Source organism: Diaphorobacter sp. C33 (genome assembly GCF_030503915.1).
Classification (GTDB): domain Bacteria; phylum Pseudomonadota; class Gammaproteobacteria; order Burkholderiales; family Burkholderiaceae_C; genus Diaphorobacter; species Diaphorobacter nitroreducens.
Genome location: NZ_CP129980.1, coordinates 2,844,351 through 2,866,947, shown reverse-complemented (window position 1 = coordinate 2,866,947; position 22,597 = coordinate 2,844,351). Strand labels below are relative to the sequence as shown.

Genomic DNA, 22,597 nt, shown 5'->3' with positions numbered 1-22,597 from the left:
ATCCACGCCCGGCGCTGCTCGGCCGCGGGGCGGCAGATCAGCGCGCAGGCAAACAACGGAAGGCGCCAGCCCCACGGGCCGGCGGGTGGTTGCAGTCAGGCGTGGGTGGAAGGCGGGCCGCGCGGTGGCAGCGGCGCCTGGGCGCGCCAGGCCGCCACGGCCGGCGCGCGGCTGCGCTGTGCGGGGTGCACGCGCGGGGCGGGCGGGCGCAGGGCGGCCAGTGCCAAGGCTGGCGGCGTGGCCAGGGCAATGCACAGCAGGCAGCCGGGGTCGGCATGGTGGCTGTCGTGCGCAGCCGGGTCGGCGTGCGGCGCAGGGCCACCCGCAGGTGCAGCGAAGCAGACGTCCAGGTGCGCCAGGTCGACTGCCGGCAGCGCCTGGCGCACCTGCACGTTGGCCCACAGCGCCACCAGCCACGCACACACGAACACCGCGAGGACCGCGGAGCCCAGGCGTCGGTGGTGGCGAATGCGCTGCAGCATGGGGTGGGGATTATCCCGAGCGCTGCGCGTTCGGGGCGCGCCGGAACTTGACCCAGCGCAAGCCGTCAGAAAGTGTCCACATGCGCTGGTGATAATCGCGGCCATGCCAAACCGCTGGAAACCCAACGTCACCGTGGCCGCCATCGTCGAGCGCGAGGGCCGCTTTCTGTTCGTCGAGGAAGACACGGCCGACGGGCTGCGGCTGAACAACCCCGCGGGCCACCTGGACCCGGGAGAGTCGCCCATCCAGGCCTGCGTGCGCGAGGTGCTGGAGGAGACGGCCTACGACTTCGAGCCCACGGCGCTGGTGGGCGTGTACCTGAACCGCTTCACGCGCACGCGCACGGGGGATGACATCACCTACCTGCGCTTTGCGTTTGCGGGCAATGTGGGCGCGCACCACGCCTGGCGGTCGCTGGACGACGGCATCCTGCGCGCCGTGTGGCTCACGCCCGAGGAGCTGCGCAGCTGCAGCGCGCGCCACCGCAGCCCGCTGGTGCTGCAGTCCGTCGAGGATTACCTGGCCGGCCGGCGCGCGCCGCTGGACTTGATCCACACCGACGCCAGCGTGCTGCAGACGCCGGGCTGAGGATCAGGGCGCTGGGCTTGGCTTGGCTTGCAGCGCCAGCCAAGCCAGCAGACGCCGTGGCGCGGGCTTGGCACGGTCACTGGCCGTCGCCCCTCCTTCCGCAAAGCGAGAGCAGGGGGACGCGGCGCAGCCGCTCATGGGGAGGTCACTGCGCGGTGATCTTGCGCTCGCGCACGATGGCGCCCCACTGGTCGTATTCCTTCTTCATGAAGCTGGCGAGCTCGGCGCGCGTGGTGGGGTGGGGCGACAGGCCGTGCTTGTTCAGGGCCTCCTTCACGCCGGCGTCGTTGAGCGCCTTCACGATCTCCTTGTTCCAGCGGTCCAGCAGCGGCGCGGGCGTCTTGCCCGAGGCCACGAAGGCATACCAGTTCAGCGCCTGAAAGCCCGGGAAGCCCGACTCCGCCACCGTGGGGATGTTCGGCAGATAGGCCGGGCGCGTCAGGCCCGTGGTGGCCAGCGGAATCAGCTTGCCCGCTTCCACGTGCGGCATGGCGGTGGGCGGCGCGGCGAAGTAGCTGGTCACGCGCTCGCCCAGCAGGTCCTGCAGCGCGGGGGCGCCGCCCTTGTAGGGCACGTGGACCATGTCGATGCCGGCGCGCTGGTTGAACAGCTCGCCCGCCAGGTGCGAGGCCGAGCCCGCGCCGGTGGAGGCATAGTCCACGCTGCCGGGTTTGGCCTTGGACAGTTGCACGAACTCGGCCAGGGTCTTCACGCCCGCGCCCTTGTGCACCACCAGCACGTTGGGGAAGTACACCCCGCCCGAGATCGGCGCCAGGTCCTTGAACGGGTCGTAGGGCAGCTTCATGAGGTGCGGCGCGATGGTCAGCGGACCCACCGAGCCGAACAGCAGCACCGTGCCATCCGATGCGCCCGCGGCCACCTGCTGGTGGGCGATATTGCCGCCCGCGCCGCCCTTGTTCTCCACCACCACGGACTGGCCGATGTTCTCGGCCAGCTTCTTGGCGATCAGGCGGGCCGCCGCGTCGGCTGCGCCCCCGGGCGCAAAGCCCACGACCAGCGTGACCGGCTTGGCCGGAGGAAAGTCCTGCGCCAGTGCCGGGCCGGCCCAGGCGACGGAGGTGAGGGCCACGGCGGCGGCCTGGATCAGGGTGCGTTTTTTCATGGCGAGGCTCCTTTAGTCGTTGTAGATCAAATGGTGCTCTAGCGCTTATCCATCAAGCGCTAACAGCTATGGTTTTAGAAGCAATCAATCGCTGCCCAGCCCGATAGGGTTGGGCTGGCGCTTTTCGGTGGTGTGGCGCAGCAGCGCGGCAGTGCGGAACACGCCGTGGGCGAACTTGCCGTAGGGCAGCGTGGCAAAGAGGGCCATCACCGCGCCCAGGTGCAGGCACAGCACCAGGGCCAGCGCGGGCGCGGCCGGCGGGGTGATGCGCACCAGCCACAGCGCCAGGCCGCTTGCAGCCACCAGGAACAGCAGGGCGATGAAGCCCAGGTCCATGGGTTTTTGCGCGGCGTCGCCATGGTCGGGGTGGCGCGTGCGGTTCAGGTACCACAGGCCGATCGTGCCCAGCACCAGCATCACGCCGCCCGCCACGCCCAGCAGTTTGGGAATGCTGGGTGCCTCGTAGGGCGCCGGCCAGCCGAAAACGTAGTGGTACACCGTGGCCAGCGAGGTCGCGGCAAAGCACAGCAGGAAGCCGTAGAACGTGAGGTGGTGCGCGCGGCGGCGCTTGAGGGTGTAGGCGTCGTCCTCGTTGTGGCAGCCGTCGCCATGGCCGCCGTCCAGGTACTTCAGGCGCAGCACGTCGTGCGCGGCCTCGGTGGCGGCGGGGGCGCTCACGTCGGCGCCGCTGGTGGCGGGCTTCACGTCCTTCCAGAAGCGGCGCACGCCCATGGACAAGGCCAACACCACGAACAGGAACACCGGCGCGAACAGGCCCACCAGCAGGTTGTGCGGGAACAGGCGGTAGAAGTTGCCGCCCAGGTCCGCGCCCCACAGCGCGCCGAGCCCGCCGCCCTGCAGCGCGGCGCCCAGCACCAGGAACAGCGTGAGCGCGACCACGAGGGCCAGCGACAGCGTGAGGCCGTTGCGGCGGTACAGCCGGCCCAGCGCGGGCGGCCAGGCGTAGTCGGCGTAGGTCTGGCCGCGCACCTGGGCCATGGCCTGCGGGATGTTCACGGCGAATTCGTGCGGCGGCGCGTACTGGCAGGCGTGCAGGCAGGCGCCGCAGTTGTGGCACAGGTTGGCCAGGTAGTGCACGTCGGCCTGGGTGAAGTCCAGACGGCGCGTCATGGCCGGGAACACGGCGCAAAAGCCCTCGCAGTAGCGGCAGGCGTTGCAGATCTGCATCTGCCGCGCCACCTCGGTCTCGGCGGCGCTCTGCGCCGGCACGGGCACGATGGGAATCACGCGGGCGGGCCCGCCCTGGGCCAGGCCTATCGCTTCGTCGGTCAGGGATTTCAGGGTTTGCATGGTGTTCAGCCCTCGTCGTTCACCGCGCCGTGCGCGGCAGCCTGGCCCGCGGCGGCCAGCGCGGCGTTGCGCCCGGCGATGCGGCCGAAGGCCGTGCCGATCGACATGCCCACGCCCGCGGTGTAGCCCTTGCCCAGCACGTTGCCGGCCATCATTTCGCCCGCCACGAACAGGTTGCGGCTGGGTTGGTCGGCGAAGCGCACGGCGGCGGTGTCGTCGGTGTGCAGGCCCAGGTAGGTGAAGGTGACGCCGGGCTTGAGCGCGTAGCCGTAGAACGGCCCGGTGTCGATGGGCCGCGCCCAATGGGTCTTGGGCGGTGTCAGGCCCTCGGTGTGGCAGTCGTCCAGCGTGGTGTGGTCGAACTGGCCCACGCGGCAGGCGGCGTTGTAGGCGTTCAGCGTCCGCATGAAGGTCTCTGTGGGCAGGCCGAGCTTTTCGGCCAGCGCAGGCAGGCTGTCCGCCTTCACGCCGGGGAACACCGGCGGCATGAAACGGCCGATGGCCTTGCTGTCGATGATGGAGTAGCCGATCTGCCCCGGCTGCTGCGCCACCAGGCGGCCCCAGATGGCATAGCGCTTGGGCCAGAAGTCCTCGCCCTCGTCGTAGAAACGCTCGCCATTGCGGTTGACCACCACGCCCAGCGACACGCAGTCGATGCGCGTGCAGATGCCGCCGTCGTACAGCGGCGCGCGCGCGTCGATGGCCACCATGTGCGCCTGCGTGGGGTCGCCAATGCGGTCGGCGCCGTGGTCGTCGAGCAGGTGCTTGAGCAGCACGCCGCGGTTGTAGGCCGTGCCGCGGATCAGGAAGTTGTCCGCCGGCCACTCGCCGCGCGCGTTCTGGCCCCAGGCCTCGCGCAGCCACTCGCGGTTGGACTCGAAGCCGCCGGCGGCCAGCACGCAACTCTTGGCGGTGATGCGCTGGCCCTTCACCCAGGCGGCCTGGAAGGTGCCGTTCTCGATCTCGATGCGCTCCACGGCCGATTCGTAGCGCACCTGCACGCCCAGCGCCTCGGCGCTGCGGTAGTAGGCATTCACCAGCGCCTTGCCGCCGCCCATGAAGAAGGCATTGGTGCGCGCCACGTGCAGCGTGCCGGCCAGCGCGGGCTGAAAGTGCACCCCGTGGCGGCGCATCCAGGGGCGGCAGGTGCTGGACGCGCGGATCACCAGGCGCGCCAGGTGCTCGTTGGTCTGGCCGCCGGTCACCTTCAGCAGGTCCTGCCAGTACTCTTCTTCAGGGTAGGCATCGACCAGCACGTCCTGCGGCGCGTCGTGCATGCAGCGCAGGTTGCGGGTGTGGGCGGAGTTGCCGCCGCGCCAGGCGCGCGGGGCCGATTCCAGCAGCAGCACGCGGCTGCCGGCCTCGCGGGCCATCAGCGCGGCGCACAGGGCGGCGTTGCCGCCGCCGATGACCAGGACATCGGTGTCCATCGGGGGAGATTGCATAGATTTCGCTCGTGGAGGCGCACCCGGTAGGGGCGAGGGGCGCAGCAGTCGAGCGGACTGTAGGCAGCGGCCCGCCAGCCGTGCAGCCGCGGGCGGGTATGGGGGTATCACGAACGGTGATGGCTGCGCGCCCGGGCGCGACGCCCGGAAGCAGCCGCTACGGGGCGGGAACCCCTGCCGGTGCCTGCGCCAGCAGTGAGGTGCCGATCCAGCGGCCCTCGGTGACCAGACCGCGGGCACAGTCCAGCAGCACCACGCGCGCAGCCAGTGCGGCGGGGGACAGCTCTTCGTCCGGCAGGCTGCACAGCAGGTTCACGCGCCGCGCCGGCGCGCCCGTGAGGCGCGCGCACTGAAAGCGCGTGGCCGCGTCCGGGTAGCGGCCCAGCGCCGCCCAGGGCTGCAGCGTGGAGCCCAGGCCGGCGTCCACCGCGGCCATCACCATGGCCAGCGAGTCCACTTCCAGCACCACATGCGGGGCGATGCCCGCGCTGGCAAAGGCCGTGTCCAGCGTGCTGCGCAGGCCGTGCGGGCCGGTGGGCAGGATGAGCGGCTCCTCGCGCAGCTCGGTGATCGCCACCTCGGCGGCCAGGCGCGGGGCGGCGGCGCCGCGCATCAGGAACAGGTCTTCCTCCAGCAGTGGCTGGATTTGCCAGCGCTGGGTGCGCCCGGCCAGCTGCGCCTGGTGCAGGCGCGAGTCGAACAGCACGGCCAGGTCCAGCTCGCGCGCATGCAGCATGGCCGAGAGGTGGCCCGACATGCCCTCCACCATGTGCAGCCGCACGTCGGGGTAGCGCGCGCGCATGGCCTGCATCAGCGGCAGCCCCAACAGCGCCGAGGTGGTGGGCGCCAGGCCCACGGTGACGGTGCCCGACAGCCGCGCCTGCTGGGCGGCGCGCACGGCCTGCTCGGCATGGCGCAGGGTGAGCTGCGCCTCGCGGAAGAACGCGGCCCCGGCCTCGGTGGGGGCCACGCCGCGCGGCGTGCGGTGCAGCAGGCGCGTGGCCAGCTCGCCCTCCAGCCGCGTGATCTGCTGGCTCAGCGCGGACTGCACCAGGTTCAGGTCGAGCGCGGCGCGGCTCATGGAGCCCAGCTCCACCACCCGCACGAAATATCGCAATTGCCGCAGTTCCATCGTCTCCAACACCCGGTTGACCCCAGGCGCCGCCCGGCCGGGGTGGGCTGGGATAATCGCACACCTATGAAATATGCCCCCCACGCTCCCCACTTCGTGTGGTCGCTGCCCCCCAAGGGGGCCGCTTTTCATCTTGGGGCGGCCCGGCGATGAAAAAACACCGGGTCGTGGTGGGCCTGTCGGGGGGCGTGGACTCCGCCGTCACGGCGCACCTTCTCAAGCAGCAGGGCCACGAGGTGGTCGGCATCTTCATGAAGAACTGGGAAGATGACGACGACAGCGAGTTCTGCTCCAGCCGCCAGGACTTCCTGGACGCGGCCAGCGTGGCCGACGTGATCGGCATCGAGATCGAGCACGTCAACTTTGCCGCCGAGTACAAGGACCGGGTGTTCGCCGAGTTCCTGCGCGAGTACCAGGCCGGCCGCACGCCCAACCCGGACGTGCTGTGCAACGCCGAGATCAAGTTCAAGGCCTTCCTGGACCACGCCATGCGCCTGGGCGCCGAGAAGATTGCCACCGGCCACTACGCGCGCGTGCGGCAGAACCCGGCCACGGGCCTGTTCGAGCTGCTCAAGGGGTTGGACCCGTCCAAGGACCAGAGCTACTTTCTGCACCGCCTGAACCAGGCGCAGCTATCCAAGACGCTGTTCCCCGTGGGCGAGCTGCACAAGACCGAGGTGCGCCGCATCGCTGCCGACATCGGCCTGCCCAACGCCAAGAAGAAGGATTCCACCGGCATCTGCTTCATCGGCGAGCGGCCGTTTCGTGAATTTCTCAACCGCTACATCCAGCATGCGCCCGGTCCCATCCTGGACGACCGCGGGCGCAAGCTGGGCCGCCACGTGGGCCTGTCGTTCTACACGCTGGGCCAGCGGCAGGGCTTGGGGATCGGCGGTGTCAAGGAAAAAGGCGCGCAGCGCGGCGCGGGCGACCATGCGCCCTGGTTCGTGGCCCGCAAGGAGCTGGAGACGAACACCCTGCGCGTGGTGCAGGGCCACGAGCACCCGTGGCTGCTGTCGCGCCGCCTGGATGCGCAGGACGCGAGCTGGATTGCCGGCCATCCGCCCGCTGCAGGCGCCTGCGCTGCCAAGACGCGCTACCGCCAGCAGGACGCCGCCTGCACGGTGCTGGCCGCACAGGGCGACGCCTTCAGCCTGCACTTCCCTGAGGCGCAGTGGGCCGTGACGCCGGGCCAGTCGGCCGTGCTGTACGACGGTGAGGTGTGCCTGGGCGGTGGGGTGATCGCGGCCGTGAACGGCTGAAAGCCCGCCCCGGGGGGCGTAGGCGGCATCAGGGGATACCCGAATAGCCGGGATGCCGGACCTGCGTCCTTGCTATGGTGTGAAATTGCTTCAGTACCGGTCTCCGGTTTTTTCACGCTGCGTCGCGGGCGGGCTTTCTACAGTCTCGTCCGCGCCGCTCCAGCCGGTTGACCTCCGGTACTGGGCGTGCGAGGCATTTCTCCTTCCAAAACCGGGACAACAACAGGGGGCACAGGCTATGGTCTGGCAACAAATCTACGACCCACTGGGCAATATGGTCATCTCCACCGCACTGGCCGCGCTGCCGGTGGTGGTCATGCTCGCGGCCTTGGGCTTTTTCCACATCAAGGCGCATATCGCGGCAGGCATGGGCCTGATCACGGCGCTGCTCGTGGCGGTCTTCGTCTACGGCATGCCGGGCGACATGGCCGGCCGTGCGGCGCTGTTCGGTGGTTTCACCGGCCTGCTGCCCATCGGCTGGATCGTGCTGAACATCATCTTCCTGCACCAGCTCACCGAGCAGAACGGCAGCTTCGCCGTGCTGCAGGACTCGCTGTCGGGCATCACGGAAGACCGCCGTATCCAGCTCTTGCTGATCGCCTTTTGCTTCGGCGCGTTCTTTGAAGGCGCGGCCGGCTTCGGCACCCCCGTGGCGGTGACGGCGGCCATCCTGATCGGCCTGGGCTTCTCGCCGCTGGCGGCCTCGGGCCTGTCGCTGATCGCCAATACGGCGCCGGTGGCCTTTGGCGCCCTGGGCACGCCGGTGATCACGCTGGCCAAGGTGCACGGCTACGACCTGATGGAGGTGACGGCCATGATCGGCCGCCAGCTGCCCTTCTTCTCGCTGCTGGTGCCGTTTTGGCTGATCTGGGCCTTCGCCGGCCGCAAGGGCATGATGGAAATCTGGCCGGCCATCCTGGTGACGGGCGTGTCCTTCGCCATTCCTCAGTTCCTGGTGTCCAACTTCATCGGGCCCGAACTGGTGGACATCATCGCCGCCATCGTCTCCATGGTCTGCCTGGTGGCCTTCCTGCGCGTGTGGAAGCCCAAGACGGTGTGGACGTCGCCCTCGCTGCGCGGGCATGACCCCAGCGCCGCAGAGGCCAAGCCGCCGCAGCCGGTCAAGCGCCACAGCACCCAGGCGCTGGTGGCCGCCTGGACCCCCTGGGTCATCCTGTCGGTGTTCGTGTTCATCTGGGGCCTGCCCTCGGTCAAGGCCTGGCTCAATGGCATCTTCGCGCCGGCCTTCCCCATGGCCGGGCTGCACAACCTGATCGAGAAGGTGCCGCCCGTGGTGCCCGCGCCGCACAAGGAGGCCGCCGTCTACACGCTGAACCTGCTGTCGGCCACCGGCACGGGCATCCTGCTGTCGGCCGTGGTGAGCGCGCTGGTCATGAAGTACAACCCGGTGGCCATCGTCACCACGTTCTTCCGCACCTTCTGGCTGGTGCGCTACTCGCTGCTCACCATCGTGCTGATGCTGGCGCTGGGTACGCTCACGCGCTATTCGGGCACCGACACCACGCTGGGCCTGGCTTTTGCCAACACCGGCGTGCTGTATCCGTTCTTCGGCACGCTCATGGGCTGGATCGGCGTGGCGCTCACGGGATCGGACACGGCCTCCAACGTGCTCTTCGGTGGCATGCAGAAGGTGGCAGCCGAGCAATTGGGCCTGTCGGCCAACCTGATGGGCGCAGCCAACAGCTCGGGCGGCGTGATGGGCAAGATGATCGACGCGCAGTCCATCGTCGTGGCCTCCACCGCCACCCGCTGGTTCGACCACGAGGGCGACATCCTGCGCTACGTGTTCTTCCACTCCATCGCCCTGGCCTGCCTGGTGGGCCTGTACGTGACGATGCAGGCCTATGTCTGGCCGTTCTCCCTCATGGTGGTGCACTGATTTGAGTGTTTTTGGGCTGCAGCGCTTGTCCATCCAGCGCGAGCAGCTATCACTGCAATAGCAAACGGGCGCCCTGGGGCGCCCGTTGTGCTTGGTGCGAGGCCGAATCAGAACGGAATGTCGTCGTCCATGTCGTCAAAGCCCGATGCAGCGCGCGGCGGCTGTGCCACGGGCGCGGGGGCGGGGCGGGCCGCGGGGGGGGCGGGGCGCGGCGCGGGTGCGGCGCGGCGCGGGGCCTCGTAGCCGCCACCACCGCCGCCGTTGTCGCCGTAGCCGCTGTCGTCATAGCCGCCGCCCTGGCCGCCGCCCATGCCCTGGCGGCTGCCCAGCATCTGCATGGTGTCGGCGCGGATTTCGGTGGTGTAGCGCTCCTGGCCGCTCTGGTCGGTCCATTTGCGCGTGCGCAGGCTGCCTTCCACGTAGACCTGGGAGCCCTTGCGCAGGTACTGGCCCACGATCTCGGCCAGGCGGCCGTTGAAGACCACGCTGTGCCATTCGGTGGCTTCCTTGTTCTCGCCGGTGTTCTTGTCGCGCCAGCGGTCCGTCGTGGCGATGCGCACGTTGGCGACCTGGTCGCCGCTGGGGAAGGTGCGCATCTCGGGGTCGCGCCCCAGGTTGCCGACGATGATGACTTTGTTCACGGATGCCATGAAAAATCCTTGTGCTTAGCCCGGACGGCAGGGAAGGGTTCCGGGCCAGATGAGTCCAACAGGCGACCCCTGCGAGGCCGCAGGTGCGCAGCATAGCGGCTTGCACGCCGCCGGTGCGCCGGAGGGGGAAAAAATCAGTGGCCGCCGCCGCGTCCCACCGGTCGCAGTGGCCAGGTGATGAGCAACCACAGGGCCGTGAGCACGGCGGTGGCGGTGAACAATCCCGGCGCGCCCGCCCACTTCGCCAGCGCGCCGCCCAGCGCACCGCCCGCGAACAGGCCCAGCGACTGCAGCGTGTTGTAGGCGCCCAGCGCCGCGCCGCGCAGGTTGGCCGGCGCCATGCGCGACACCAGACTGGGCTGCGTGGCCTCCAGCGCGTTGAAGCCGCAGAAGAAGATGAACAGCAGCGCCGCCACCGGCATCAGCGATGGCGCAGCGCCTCCGGCCGCCAGCAGGCCAAAGCCCATCTGCACCACCAGCACCAGTCCAATGGCGACCAGCAGCGCCGCGCGCAGCCGTCCGCGCCGCTCCATGGCAAACAGCCCGCCCATGGCGACGAAGGACAGCACCACGGCCGGCAGGTACACCTGCCAGTGCGCGTCCTTGGGCAAGCCGGCCTGCACCAGCAGGGCCGGCACGGCCACCCACATGGCCATCTGCACCGTGTGCAGCACGAACACGCCCAGGTTCAGGCGCAGCAGGTCGGCATGGCGCCACACGTCGGCCAGGCGCCCGCGCGGTGCGTCGGCATGCTGCACTGGCTCGGGCGGCACCATCCACAGCACTACGGCCACACCGCCCAGCGCCAGCGCGCAGGTCAGGCCGAAGAGGCCGGCCAGGCCGATGTGCGCGGCCAGCAGCGGCGCCGCCACCAGGGCGATGGCGAACATCAGCCCGATGCTGGCGCCCACCAGTGCCATGGCCTTGGTGCGCACCGCGTCGCGTGTCTGGTCGGCCAGCAGCGCCGTGACGGCGGCGGACACCGCGCCCGCACCCTGCAGCGCGCGCCCCACCAGCAGCCCCATCACCGAATCGGCCAGCGCGGCGAGCAGGCTGCCCGCGGCAAAGACCAGCAGCCCCAGGACGATGACACGCTTGCGCCCGAAGCGGTCCGACGCCATGCCCAGCGGCAGCTGCAGCACCGCCTGCGTGAGCCCGTAGATCCCCATGGCCAGCCCCACCAGGGCGGGGTCGTCGCCGCCCGGGTACTTGCGTGCCTCCAGCGCGAACACGGGCAGCACCAGGAACAGGCCCAGCATGCGCAGCGCGAAGATCAGCGCCAGGCTCACGCTGGCGCGGCGCTCGAGTGGGGTCATGCGCTGAGGGGCGGGCGTCGATCGGGCTGCAGCAGCATCCGACTGGGAAAAAGAAGAATCCGGCACGGCGTGCACTGAGGCCAGTAAAGCAAAAGGCGATTTTCACCGATTGGCGTCCTGCATGCCTGAACCTGTGAAAGCCAGGGGCCAAGGGGGCTGCCCAACGGCACCCCCGCTGGGCCGGGCCTTTTCGAAAGATGCAAGTAAAAATGCCTGTAGCGCTTGATGGATAAGCGGTAGTAGCTATGTTTTTGAGAGCGTACCGTTTCGACCCATTTCTGCTACTGGCGCGTGTCTCAACACCGCCGCGCCAAGCGGCGCTGTCTGCGCCAGCCCAGCGCACCCAGCGCGGCCGACAGCAGCCCCAGCGCCCAAGGCGCATCCACCGGAATGGAGGCGGGGTCGCTCACGACAGGGCCAGCAACGAGCGCAAACGGATCTCGGATGGCCCCTGCCACGGGGTCTGAATCACCCACTCCGTTGTCGGTGATGGTGTAGCTCACGGTCTTGCGATCGACACTCAGTGTCACTCCCGCCAACGGGAACCAGGTGGAACTGGTTGCCCCGACCGTGGCGGGGCCATATTTCCAGAACTGCACTCCCTGCGGCAAGGGCTGGGGGTATTCGAGGGTCATCGTCACCGATGCCGCGCACCCGCTGGCCTGGAATGCATATTCCCCATACAGCATGGTTTTGCCTGCCGGGGCGGGGTTCGAGAGGCTGGCGAAGCCGCTGGTCGGATCCAGCGTGCAGCTTGCGCCGCCTCCGCTGAGCGTTGCCGTTGCGGTACCCGGCATGTCTGGCGCGCTGCCACTGACCGTCAGCAGACGTGGGATCACGGCGCTGGAGGCTGCCGATGGCGCACTGGTGCCAACGCTGTTGGTGGCTGTCATCGTGAAGGTGTACGACGTGCCGTTGGTCAGCCCCGTCACGGTGCAGGAAGTCGCCCCCGTGGTGGAGCAGCTGCCCGAGGGCGTGCCCGTGACCTGGTAGCCCGTGATGGGGCTGCCATTGGACGCCGGTGCGCTCCATACCAGCGAGACGGAACGATCGCCCGCGGTGACGCTCGTGAAGGAGGGGGCGGCGGGTGCGGTCGGGGCAGCGCCAATCACCAGCTCGTTGGTGGTGGTGTCGGTGGACGCATTGCCGGCAAGGTCGGTCGCCGTGGCGGTGACGCTGTGGGTGCTGCTGTAGGTCAGCGCCAGGGTGCCGCTGGCAGGCGTGGCCGATGCCAGGTTCAGGCTCCAGTTGCCTCCCGTGGGCACCACGGCATACGTGGCGCCGCCGACGGAAACCGTCAGTGTTTCGCCGGCGGCCAAGGTGGCAGTGCCGGTGAGTGTGGGCGTAGTGCTGGTCGCCACCAGAGCGTTCACGGTGGGAACGGTCGGCGCGGTGGTGTCCAGTACATAGGCGCTCGACCAGACGGCGCCGCTGTTGCTTGCGGCATCACTGACGCGGGCTTTGAGCGTGTTGCTGCCGGTGAGCGTTACTCCCGACAACGACCAGGCGCTGGAACCCACACTGGCGGTCGCAGTGGCCCAGGTGGCGCCGTTGTCCAGAGATACCTGCACGGTTTCACCACTGGCCAGGTTGGCCGACAGCGTGCCGCTGACCGTTTGCGCTGCCACTTTGGTGATCAAGTCGGTGCTGCTGGCGCCCGTGTCGGCAGAAAACGCCGCGGTGGCTACGGTGGTCGTTGGGGCCGTGGTGTCAATCACGATGTTTTTGTTGGCTCCCAGCGAGCCGGCCGCACCCGGCGCGCTCAGTTGGAGCAAGGCATTCACATGGATGCCACCACTGTCCTTGATGGTGGCGCCATTCAACGCCAGTGCGCCAGTGCTGCTGTAGTCGAGGTCGGCGCTGTTGTGGCCGGTGGCAACGGTGTAGCTGAAAGTCAGGGTGCTAGTGCCGGAGCCACTTGCGTAAGCTGCGGTACCGCCGGAATTGAGTGCCAGAGTCGGGGTGCCGCCACTGGTGTCCACGACAACAGCGCTGCTGAAACCGACGGTGATGGAGATGGCCTGGCCGGCGCCGTAGCTGCCATTGGCGTTGCTGGAGCTGACGCTGGTAATGCTGGGCTGTGAACCGTCGACCAGTACGCCAGCAGTGCTGCCCAAGCCGTTCAATGTGAGTACGGCATTGTTGCCGGCGAGGTCGCTCAGCGTGCCGCCATTGGCGTTGAGGGCGCCGACGGTGATGCCATTGGCATCGACGTCGCCGTTGACCACGGTATAGCGAAACACCAGCGCGCTGGTGCCCGAGCCGCTTACATAAGTGGCGTAGCGGGTAGTGGCGCCGACCACGATGGCGATACGCGGGGTGCCGCCGCTGGTATCGGCGTGGACTGATTCGTTGAAGTTCACCGTGAAGTCCAGCGAATCACCAGCGTAGTAGGTGGCATTGGGCGGAAGCGCCACGGAGGTCACGGCAGGTGCCGTGGTGTCGAGCATGTAGCTCTGGTTGGCGACAGGGCCGACGTTGCCAGCGGCATCAGTAACCCGGAAGCTCAGGTTGTTGGTGCCGTTTGCCAGCGTAGCGCCGCTCCAAGCCAGCGTAATGCCGCTGACCTTGCTGCTGACATCGAACCATGTGGCCCCGCCGTCCAGCGAACCGTAGACGACATCGCCGAGGGCCAGCGTACTGCTCAGCGTGGCACTGATGGTCTGGCTGGCGGCGTTCGTGATGAAGTCGGTGGCGCTGAGGCCCGTGTCTGCAGACAGCCCGAGATTGCTGAAGGTGATGGAGGGGGCGGTGGTGTCGAGAGTGTAGGTGTGGGTGTAAGCAGTGCTACTGCCGTTGGCGTTGGCCACCCGGGCTTGAAAGGTGTTGCTCCCAGTCAGCGTGGCGTTCGTGCTCCACGTGCTGCTGCCGACAGCGCTGGTGGCATTGCTCCAAGTGGAGCCGTTATCAAAGGACACCTGGACGCTTTCGCCCGCCAACAGATTGGCCGACAGGGTGCCACTGATGGTTTGCGCTGCAACGTTGGTGATGAAGTCGCCTGCTGCTTTGCCCAGAATCTTGCGACAGAGCTGCGGTAACTACGATGGTGCTCGGCGGTCCTACGATGTTGCTCAGCACAATATTGTCGAAGCCCCATTCAAAGACACCCCCGGAATCAGCTGTGGTTATGACCACGCTGCTCACCCCGACGAAGTATCCAGGATGCACCGCAGTTGAAAGGTTGAGCACCCGCGAGTTGCCTACAGAATTGGCAGTGAAAGTTTCGCTACCCTTACTAGTGGTGAGAGTGATGGTTGCTCCATCACCCCCCACTTGGGCCAGCGTGAAAGAGGTCAAGTCGAATGTTTTTCCGCCGGACATCGTCAAGACAAGGCGTGACTCTGTGTAAAAACCGCCTTCTCCCGTCGCCATGACATTGCCGCTTGCATCGGGGACATCGAATCTGAACGCATTTGACTCGGAGTCAACCAACATGTTGCTATCGGTCGACGTGATCACCATCGTGTCAGAACCGATTGTTTGGGTAATCGTTTTGCTACTAGCCGGAGCGACGCTTTCAAAGTCGAAAGTCGTGCTGGCCAGCAGGTGCGGATACCCGCGCACTGTCAGCTTGGCGGTTTCGATGGCGCCCGTTTGGTATTCCAGCACCCAGTTGCCGCCTTGTGCGGCGTCGCCCGTGGCGTCACTGGAAGCCGCGACATCGACCCCCATGGTGGCGGACAGACTTTTAACAAAGGCCCGGCCTGAAATACCCGACGCCACGTCGCAGCTATACAGCAACACATCGCCACCCGTAACCAAGGCTCGGCCTAGTGCGGACAGCTCTGCTTGTGTGGTGGCGTCAGCCAGCGATTCCTGGGTGAGCACTGCTGTGCCCAGCCGCACCACCCCGGCGGAGCCATGCGACAGGATATGGATGGCGTCATAGCCGCTTGCGGTGGCGGCCCATTGCGCGATCTGCGCCAATCCGTCCTTGCTGCCGTCGAATTCCACAATGCCGATGCCCGCGCCAATGCCCCGTGCTAGGTCTTGATAGTCCTTTACCGAGGTATCCACCAGGGCCACTTCTTTACGCCCTTCAAGCTGCGATGGGTTGGCCGCGCGAGTTTCCGCCGCGTGTGCGGTGAAAATGACCCCGAAAGCCGGCATGGTGGCAACCATGGCGAACGCAACCAGCCATCGCGTGGAAATGCGGTGAAGGCATTGACGTAAGAAAAGGGCAGCGTTCATGGGGCAGTTTTCAGAGAGACAGCATCACGCAGAGCTTGATGGCTGAAATGCATCGAGAGCGGCTTGGGCTGTGGGTTGCCGGAGCAGCGACGGCAGGTGGAGGAGGCGCCTCGTGGCGGGGGCTGTTCAAATATCCGAGAAAACTTGATGTAACACAAGTAAAAAGGATGGCGCGTACGCTCAGGGTCGCGCAAGTGCATGCCTGCGGTGCAGGGTCGCCACTTTCTGCCACCCATGCACGGACCAGGCCCCGCCGGGCAGGGCGCCGCCTATGATGTAAGGTTTCCCTTCCGCCTTCTCGCCCGTGACCCGCACCGACGAACCCACCCCTCCGGCCGATGACCCCTACCTCGCCAGCGCTTTGCGCGAGCAGCGCATCAGCATCCGCGGCGCGCGCACGCACAACCTCAAGAACATCGACCTGGACATCCCGCGCAACCAGCTCGTGGTGATCACCGGGCTGTCGGGCTCGGGCAAGTCCAGCCTGGCGTTCGATACGCTGTATGCCGAAGGGCAGCGCCGCTATGTGGAGAGCCTGTCGGCCTATGCGCGGCAGTTCCTGGGGCGGCTGGACAAGCCCGATGTGGACCTGATCGAGGGTCTGTCGCCGGCCATTTCCATCGAGCAGAAGGCCACCAGCCACAACCCGCGCTCCACCGTGGGCACGGTGACCGAGATCCACGACTACCTGCGCCTGCTGTTCGCGCGCGCGGGCACTCCGTACTGCCCGGACCACGGCCTGCCGCTGTCGTCGCAGACCGTGAGCCAGATGGTGGATGCGGTGCTGGCCTTGCCCGAGGACACCAAGCTCATGTTGCTGGCGCCCGTGGCACGCCAGAAGAAGGGTGAGTTCACCGAGCTGTTCTTGCAGATGCAGGCGCTGGGCTACGTGCGCTTTCGCGTGGACGGGCAGATCTACGAGCACGAAAGTCTGCCGCAGCTCAAGAAGACCGAGAAGCACGACATCGACGTGGTGATCGACCGCTTGAAGGTGCGCCCCGACGCCCAGCAGCGCCTGGCCGAGAGCATCGAGGCCGCCCTGCGGGTGGGCGGGCACGAGGGCAACGGCCGGGTACTGGCGCTGGAGATGGACTCGGGCCAGGAGCACCTGTTTTCCAGCAAGTTCGCCTGCCCGATGTGCAGCTACTCCCTGCCCGAGCTGGAGCCGCGCCTGTTCTCGTTCAACTCGCCCACGGGCGCTTGCCCCGCGTGCGACGGCCTGGGCCAGCAGGAGGTGTTCGACCCCGCGCGCGTGGTGGCTTTCCCGGCCATCAGCCTCGCCAGCGGCGCCATCAAGGGCTGGGACCGGCGCAACGGCTACTACTTCGCCATGCTGGAGAGCCTGGCGCGGCATTACGGCTTTGATGTGGAGACGCCCTTCGAGGAGTTGCCCGAACGCGTGCGCGAGGTCATCCTGCACGGCTCGGGTGAGGAAGAGATCGCCTTCAGCTACCTGCTGGACAGCGGCCCGAACAAGGGCAAGCCCATCGTCAAGAAGCACCCCTTCGAGGGCATCCTGCCCAACATGGCGCGGCGCTACCGCGACACGGACTCGGCCGTGGTGCGCGAAGACCTCGCGCGCTACCGCAGCGCGCAGCCCTGCCCCGAATGCCACGGCGCACGCCTGCGCCGCGAAGCGCGCCATGTGAAGGTGGGCGAGGGCGACGCCGCGCTCGGCATCTACGACGTGAGCCACCGCACGCTGGCGGACGCGCTGCAGTGGTTCGCGTCTCTGCAGCTGGCCGGCGCCAAGGCCGAGATCGCCGGCAAGATCGTGCGCGAGATCGCCGCGCGCCTCACCTTCCTGAACGACGTGGGCCTGTCCTACCTGAGCCTGGACCGCAGCGCCGAGACGCTCTCGGGCGGCGAGGCGCAGCGCATTCGCCTGGCCTCGCAGATCGGCAGCGGCCTGACCGGCGTGATGTACGTGCTGGACGAGCCCAGCATCGGCTTGCACCAGCGCGACAACGACCGGCTGATCGCCACCCTCACGCGGCTGCGCGACCTGGGCAACAGCGTGATCGTGGTGGAGCATGACGAGGACATGATCCGCGCCGCCGACCACTGCGTGGACATGGGGCCCGGCGCGGGCGTGCATGGCGGTCGCGTGATGGCGCAGGGCACCTACGCCGAGCTGTGCGCCAACCCGCAATCGCTCACCGGGCAGTACCTGAGCGGCGCCAAGACCCTGCCGGTGCCTGCGCGGCGCACGCCCTGGCTGCCCGTGTTGCAACAGAGCGCCGCAGCGCCCGAACCCGACAAGAAGCCCAAGTCGCGCTTTCCCGAGACGGCTGCCAGCCTGCGCAAGAAGGAGCGCCTGGCCGAGCACCGCGCCACGCAGGGGCAATTGCAGGCGCTGCGCGTGGTGGGCGCCACGGGGCACAACCTGAAGGGCGTGAGCGTGCAGTTCCCGGTGGGGCTGTTCACCTGCGTGACGGGCGTGTCCGGCTCGGGTAAGAGCACGCTGGTCAACGACACGCTGCACAAGGCCGTGGCGCGCCAGCTCTACCGCGCGCACGACGAGCCCGAAGCGCATGAAACCATCGAGGGGCTGGAGTATTTCGACAAGGTCATCAACGTCGACCAAAGCCCCATCGGCCGCACGCCGCGCAGCAACCCGGCCACCTACACGGGCCTGTTCACGCCGATCCGCGAACTGATGGCCGAGACCACCACCGCCAAGGAGCGCGGCTACGGCCCTGGGCGCTTCTCCTTCAACGTGGCGCAGGGCTCGGGGGGCGGGCGCTGCGAGGCCTGCCAGGGCGACGGCGTGGTGAAGGTGGAAATGCACTTCCTGCCCGACGTGTACGTGCCCTGCGACGTGTGCCACGGCCAGCGCTACAACCGCGAGACGCTGGAGGTGCAGTGGAAGGGCAAGAACATCGCCCAGATCCTGGACCTGACGGTGGAGGACGCCCACGCCTTCTTCAAGGACGTGCCCACGATCGCGCGCAAGCTGCAGACGCTGCTGGACGTGGGCTTGTCTTATATCCGCCTGGGCCAGAGCGCCACCACGCTCTCGGGCGGCGAGGCGCAGCGCGTGAAGCTGGCGCAGGAACTCTCCAAGCGCGACACCGGCCGCACGCTCTACATCCTGGACGAGCCCACCACCGGCCTGCATTTCGCCGACATCGACCTGCTGCTCAAGGTATTGCTGCAGCTGCGCGACGCGGGCAACACCATCATCGTCATCGAGCACAACCTGGACGTCATCAAGACCGCCGACTGGGTCATCGACATGGGCCCGGAGGGCGGGGCCGGCGGCGGCACCGTGGTGGCCGAGGGCACGCCCGAGCAGGTGGCCCACAATGCGGCCAGCCACACGGGCCGCTACCTGGCGCCATACCTGTCTGCCGCCCAAAATCAGTAGTAACCCTGAGGTTTTGCGCCGCCGGCAGTTACAGTTGCGCGCCGCGGCGGAGTGTTTCACTACGCCAGCGCGGCTTTATGGCGAATGATTGGGCGCGGGCTCTGGAATCATCGAGCCACTTCGCTGGCCGGCGCTTACCGGCACGGCAGCCCCCGGCCTCCGCGCCGGCTTCTCCTCCACCTTTTTTGGCAGGACTTCGCGGCGCGCAGCGCGCCCCGCGGGCCTGGACGTTTCATGAACCTGCTAGACCCGACCGTCATCACCTTCGGCATCTACCTGCTGGCCATGCTGTTCATCGGCTGGCTGGGCTACCGCGCGACGACCGACCTCTCCGACTACATCCTGGGCGGGCGCAGCCTGGGCAGCTTCGTCACCGCGCTGTCGGCCGGCGCGTCCGACATGAGCGGCTGGCTGCTCATGGGCCTGCCCGGCGCGGTGTACCTGAGCGGGCTGAGCGAGGCGTGGATCGCCATCGGCCTGACCATCGGCGCCTACCTCAACTGGCGCCTCGTGGCCGCGCGGCTGCGCCTGTACACCGAGCGCACCAACAATGCCCTCACGCTGCCCGACTACCTGGCCTCGCGCTTCGAGGACGGCGCCAACGTGCTGCGCCTGGTGACCACGGCGGTGATCCTGGTGTTCTTCACCATCTACTGCGCCTCGGGCGTGGTGGCGGGTGCGCGCCTGTTCGAGAGCATGTTCGGCCTGCCATACCAGACAGCCCTGTGGGTCGGGGCGCTGTGCACCATCGCCTACGTGTTCATCGGCGGCTTCCTGGCGGTGAGCTGGACGGACACCATCCAGGCCTCGCTGATGATCACCGCGCTGATCCTGGCGCCCGTGGTGGCCTACTTCGCCGTCACCGGCGAACTGCAGGCCGGCCAGAGCCTCACCGAGATGATCGGTGCGCAGAAGCTCGACCTGATGCACAACGCCAGCGTGATCGGCGTGGTCTCGCTCATGGCCTGGGGCCTGGGCTACTTCGGCCAGCCGCACATTCTGGTGCGTTTCATGGCGGCGGATTCGGTGGCCTCCATCCCGCGCGCGCGCCGCATCGGCATGACCTGGATGGTGCTGTGCCTGGGCGGCGCGGTGGCTGTGGGCCTGGTCGGCATCCCGTACTTCGCGGTGCACACGCAGCAGGCCGCCGGCGTGCAGGCCAATGCCGAAACGGTGTTCATCGAGATCGCGCGCCAGCTCTTCAACCCCTGGATCGCCGGCCTGCTGCTGGCGGCCATTCTGGCGGCGGTGATGAGCACGCTGTCGTGCCAGCTGCTGGTGTGCTCCAGCGCGCTGACCGAGGACATCTACCGCGTGTTCCTGCGCAAGAACGCCACGCAGCGCGAGCTGGTGTGGGTGGGCCGGGCGATGGTGTTCGCCATCGCCGTGGTGGCGATCATCATCGCGGGCAACCCCAACAGCCGCGTGCTGTCGATGGTGAGCTACGCCTGGGCGGGCTTCGGCGCGGCGTTCGGGCCGGTCATCCTGCTGTCGCTGTTCTGGCGCGGCATGACGCGCAACGGCGCGCTGGCCGGCATCGTGGTTGGTGCCGTGACGGTGGTGGTGTGGAAGCAGGGCGGCTGGCTGGGGCTGTACGAGATCGTGCCCGGCTTCGTTCTGGGCGCGCTGGCCGTGGTGCTGGTGAGCAAGCTGGGCAAGCAACCCTCGCCCGCCATGCTGCAGCGCCACGACGCGGTGGACGCCGAGATGGCGCGTCTGCAGGCTTGAGGCGATTGCGGGTTTGAGGCAAAAATGGCCTCAAACCCTTTATGGATAAGCGCTAACAGCTATTAATTGGATAGCGCAACGGCGTGCGGTCGTTCGCCCAGCTTGAACACCGCCACGCCCTCCACCAGCTCCTGCGCCTGGCTGCGCAGGCTGGCGGCGGCGGCGGCCATCTCTTCGACCAGCGCGGCGTTCTGCTGCGTGGTCTGGTCCATCTGGCTCACGGCCTCGCCCACCTGGGCCACACCCAGCGACTGTTCGCGGCTGGCGTTGCTGATCTCGCCCATGATGTCGTTGACGCGGCGCACGGCGGTCACCACGTCTTCCATGGTCTTGCCGGCGCGCTCCACCAGCGCATTGCCGCGTTCCACGTCATGCACGCTGGCGGAGATCAGCTCCTTGATCTCGCGCGCAGCGCCCGCGCTGCGCTGCGCCAGGCTGCGCACCTCGCTGGCCACCACGGCAAAGCCGCGGCCCTGCTCGCCGGCACGCGCGGCCTCCACGGCGGCGTTCAGCGCCAGGATGTTGGTCTGGAACGCGATGGAATCGATCACCCCGATGATGTCCGCGATCTTGCCGGACGAGCTGTGGATGCCGTGCATGGTCTGCACCACCTGCGCCACCACCTCGCCACCCTGCGCGGCCACGCCGCTGGCGCTGGTGGCCAGCTCGCTGGCACGCGCGGCGCTGTCGGCGTTCTGACGCACGGTCGCGGTCATCTGCTCCATCGATGCGGCGGTCTCTTCCAGGGCGCTGGCCTGGCTTTCGGTGCGGGCTGCCAGGTCGGTGTTGCCCTGCGCAATCTGCGCGCTGGCCGTGGCCACGCCCTCCGCGCCCTGGCGCACACGGCCCACCACCTCGGTGAGCTGGCGGCGCATCTGCAACAGCGCGGCGATCAGGCGGCCCATTTCGTTGCTGCCGTGGGCGATGTCGCTGCCCGACAGGTCACCGCGCGCCACGGCGCGGGCCAGCTCCACGGCCTGCGCCACCGGCTGCGTGATGGAGCGCACGAAGACCAGCATCAGCACCGTGGCGCCCGCCAGCGTGCCCAGCAGTGCCAGCGCCTGCCATGCCAGCGTGGCGCGCAGGTGGTCGATGCGCGCCTGCAGGGCCTCGTCCACGCCCTGCATGGCCTGGGCGTTCAGTGCATACAGCGCGTCGATGGTGCGGGTGTAGGTGTCGAAATACTCCTGCGCGGGCAGCGTCAGTGTGTCGGCCTGCAGCAGGGCCTTGTCGGCCAGGGCCAGCGTGGCCGTGATTTGCGCGTCCAGCGTGCGCGCGGGCGCGCCCAGCGTGGCCGCAAAGGCAGGGCTCGCCTCGGTGGCGCGCGCCAAGTTGCGCAGCGTGTCGCCCTGCAGCTCCACCACGCGCTGGCGCAGCGACTGCAGCAGCCCCTTGGCCTCCAGCGGCAGCTCGCCGCCGCGGCCCAGGAAGCCCGCGCCCTGGGCGCGCATCACGCCCAGCTTCTCACCCAGCTGCGGCGCATGCACCAGCGAGGCCTGGATCAGCGCGTTGGTGGCGAAGTCGGGGTCCAGCTGCAGCTCGTAGCTGTGCAGCAGCTGCTCGCCGGTCTGCAGCAGCGACGTGATCAGCGCCGTGTGCTGCGCCGTGCTTTGCGCGGCGGGCAGCGAGCGTGCGGCCACGGCCGGCTCCAGCTGCTGCCAGGCCTGCTGGGCGCGCTGCCAGGCGTCGCGCTGGGCCGCGGGCACCTGCGCCGCGTCCAGGCGGGCGGTGGCCTCGGCGAAGGCTTTGTTCACCGCATCGCGCGCGGCCGGGCGCCGGGCGGCCAGGGTTTCGTCACCGCCCAGCATGCCGTTGGAGAGGCCGCGGTGCACCTGCAGCCCCTGCACCACCTTGTGCAGCGCCAGCAGCGGCGGGGCGCCACGGGCCTCGTGGCGGGCGCGCGCCAGGTCGTCGAGCGCGCCGCTCACGAACAGCCAGGTGGGCACGGCGCTCATGAGGATGCCGGCGAGGCCCAGGATGAGGAATTTGTAAAGCAGCGGCAGGCGCTGAGAAAGCGAGGTCATAGCGGGAACCTTTCCTTGTCCGCGAGACCGCCTAGTGGGCGGGCGAGACAAAGAGATGTCAAGGACGTGTAACG

Annotated in this window: 15 protein-coding genes; 5 read left to right on the top strand and 10 right to left on the bottom strand. The window is 68.2% G+C overall.

Translation table 11 applies throughout. The features are described from left to right. Window positions 1–95: 95 nt before the first annotated feature. On the bottom strand, window positions 96–482 hold the full coding sequence (locus QY917_RS13460) for a hypothetical protein (RefSeq protein ID WP_123675478.1): 387 nt from the start codon (window positions 480–482) through the stop codon (window positions 96–98). A gap of 103 nt (window positions 483–585) precedes the next feature. Between QY917_RS13460 and QY917_RS13455 the strand changes: the two genes are divergently transcribed. Then, entirely contained in the window at window positions 586–1,071 is a 486-nt protein-coding gene (locus QY917_RS13455; RefSeq protein ID WP_123675479.1) for an NUDIX hydrolase, read from the top strand. A gap of 145 nt (window positions 1,072–1,216) precedes the next feature. On the opposite strand, the gene QY917_RS13450 is transcribed toward QY917_RS13455, so the two are convergent. The 4 genes from QY917_RS13450 to QY917_RS13435 form a co-directional block, all read right to left on the bottom strand. Continuing rightward, window positions 1,217–2,194 (bottom strand): tripartite tricarboxylate transporter substrate binding protein, encoded by a 978-nt coding sequence (locus tag QY917_RS13450; RefSeq protein WP_123675480.1) that lies wholly within the window; start codon window positions 2,192–2,194, stop codon window positions 1,217–1,219. An 84-nt stretch (window positions 2,195–2,278) separates the two neighbouring features. After that, window positions 2,279–3,505, bottom strand: a complete 1,227-nt coding sequence (tcuB, locus tag QY917_RS13445; protein WP_123675481.1) for a tricarballylate utilization 4Fe-4S protein TcuB — start codon at window positions 3,503–3,505, stop codon at window positions 2,279–2,281. A 5-nt stretch (window positions 3,506–3,510) separates the two neighbouring features. Continuing rightward, window positions 3,511–4,950 carry an FAD-dependent tricarballylate dehydrogenase TcuA gene (tcuA, locus tag QY917_RS13440; protein WP_123675482.1) on the bottom strand — a complete coding sequence of 480 codons (1,440 nt, stop codon included), beginning with the start codon at window positions 4,948–4,950 and terminating at the stop codon, window positions 3,511–3,513. A 157-nt stretch (window positions 4,951–5,107) separates the two neighbouring features. Beyond that, window positions 5,108–6,082 carry a LysR substrate-binding domain-containing protein gene (locus tag QY917_RS13435; RefSeq protein WP_088888058.1) on the bottom strand — a complete coding sequence of 325 codons (975 nt, stop codon included), beginning with the start codon at window positions 6,080–6,082 and terminating at the stop codon, window positions 5,108–5,110. 149 nt (window positions 6,083–6,231) lie between these two features. Between QY917_RS13435 and mnmA the strand changes: the two genes are divergently transcribed. Then, entirely contained in the window at window positions 6,232–7,344 is a 1,113-nt protein-coding gene (gene mnmA, locus QY917_RS13430; RefSeq protein WP_123675483.1) for a tRNA 2-thiouridine(34) synthase MnmA, read from the top strand. Between the two features lie 238 nt (window positions 7,345–7,582). After that, a complete protein-coding gene (locus QY917_RS13425) occupies window positions 7,583–9,244 on the top strand; it encodes an L-lactate permease (protein WP_088888060.1) in 1,662 nt (553 codons plus the stop codon). A gap of 107 nt (window positions 9,245–9,351) precedes the next feature. Here the strand turns inward: QY917_RS13425 and ssb are convergent, their stop codons facing one another. The 4 genes from ssb to QY917_RS13405 all read right to left on the bottom strand — a co-directional run bounded on the left by ssb (window position 9,352) and on the right by QY917_RS13405 (window position 15,401). Continuing rightward, window positions 9,352–9,894: a single-stranded DNA-binding protein gene (gene ssb / locus QY917_RS13420; RefSeq protein WP_123675484.1), complete on the bottom strand. Its 543-nt coding sequence runs from the start codon at window positions 9,892–9,894 to the stop codon at window positions 9,352–9,354. A 134-nt stretch (window positions 9,895–10,028) separates the two neighbouring features. Continuing rightward, a complete protein-coding gene (locus tag QY917_RS13415; RefSeq protein WP_302077305.1) occupies window positions 10,029–11,285 on the bottom strand; it encodes an MFS transporter in 1,257 nt (418 codons plus the stop codon). Window positions 11,286–11,506: 221 nt separating this feature from the next. Further along, window positions 11,507–14,128: an S-layer family protein gene (locus tag QY917_RS13410; protein ID WP_148060995.1), complete on the bottom strand. Its 2,622-nt coding sequence runs from the start codon at window positions 14,126–14,128 to the stop codon at window positions 11,507–11,509. Next, complete coding sequence (locus tag QY917_RS13405) at window positions 14,118–15,401, bottom strand: DUF4347 domain-containing protein (protein WP_123675486.1); 1,284 nt, start codon at window positions 15,399–15,401, stop codon at window positions 14,118–14,120. The genes QY917_RS13410 and QY917_RS13405 overlap by 11 nt, the downstream gene beginning before the upstream one ends. A gap of 304 nt (window positions 15,402–15,705) precedes the next feature. Here QY917_RS13405 and uvrA point away from each other — a divergent pair, with 304 nt between their 5' ends. Together uvrA and putP are read left to right on the top strand one after the other, a co-directional pair. Continuing rightward, window positions 15,706–18,771, top strand: a complete 3,066-nt coding sequence (gene uvrA, locus QY917_RS13400) for an excinuclease ABC subunit UvrA (RefSeq protein ID WP_123675487.1) — start codon at window positions 15,706–15,708, stop codon at window positions 18,769–18,771. A 234-nt stretch (window positions 18,772–19,005) separates the two neighbouring features. Beyond that, a complete protein-coding gene (gene putP / locus QY917_RS13395; protein WP_123675488.1) occupies window positions 19,006–20,499 on the top strand; it encodes a sodium/proline symporter PutP in 1,494 nt (497 codons plus the stop codon). Between the two features lie 62 nt (window positions 20,500–20,561). On the opposite strand, the gene QY917_RS13390 is transcribed toward putP, so the two are convergent. After that, the gene (locus QY917_RS13390) at window positions 20,562–22,523 is read right to left on the bottom strand and encodes a methyl-accepting chemotaxis protein (protein ID WP_123675489.1); all 1,962 of its coding nucleotides are present in this window, start codon (window positions 22,521–22,523) and stop codon (window positions 20,562–20,564) included. Window positions 22,524–22,597 lie beyond the last annotated feature (74 nt).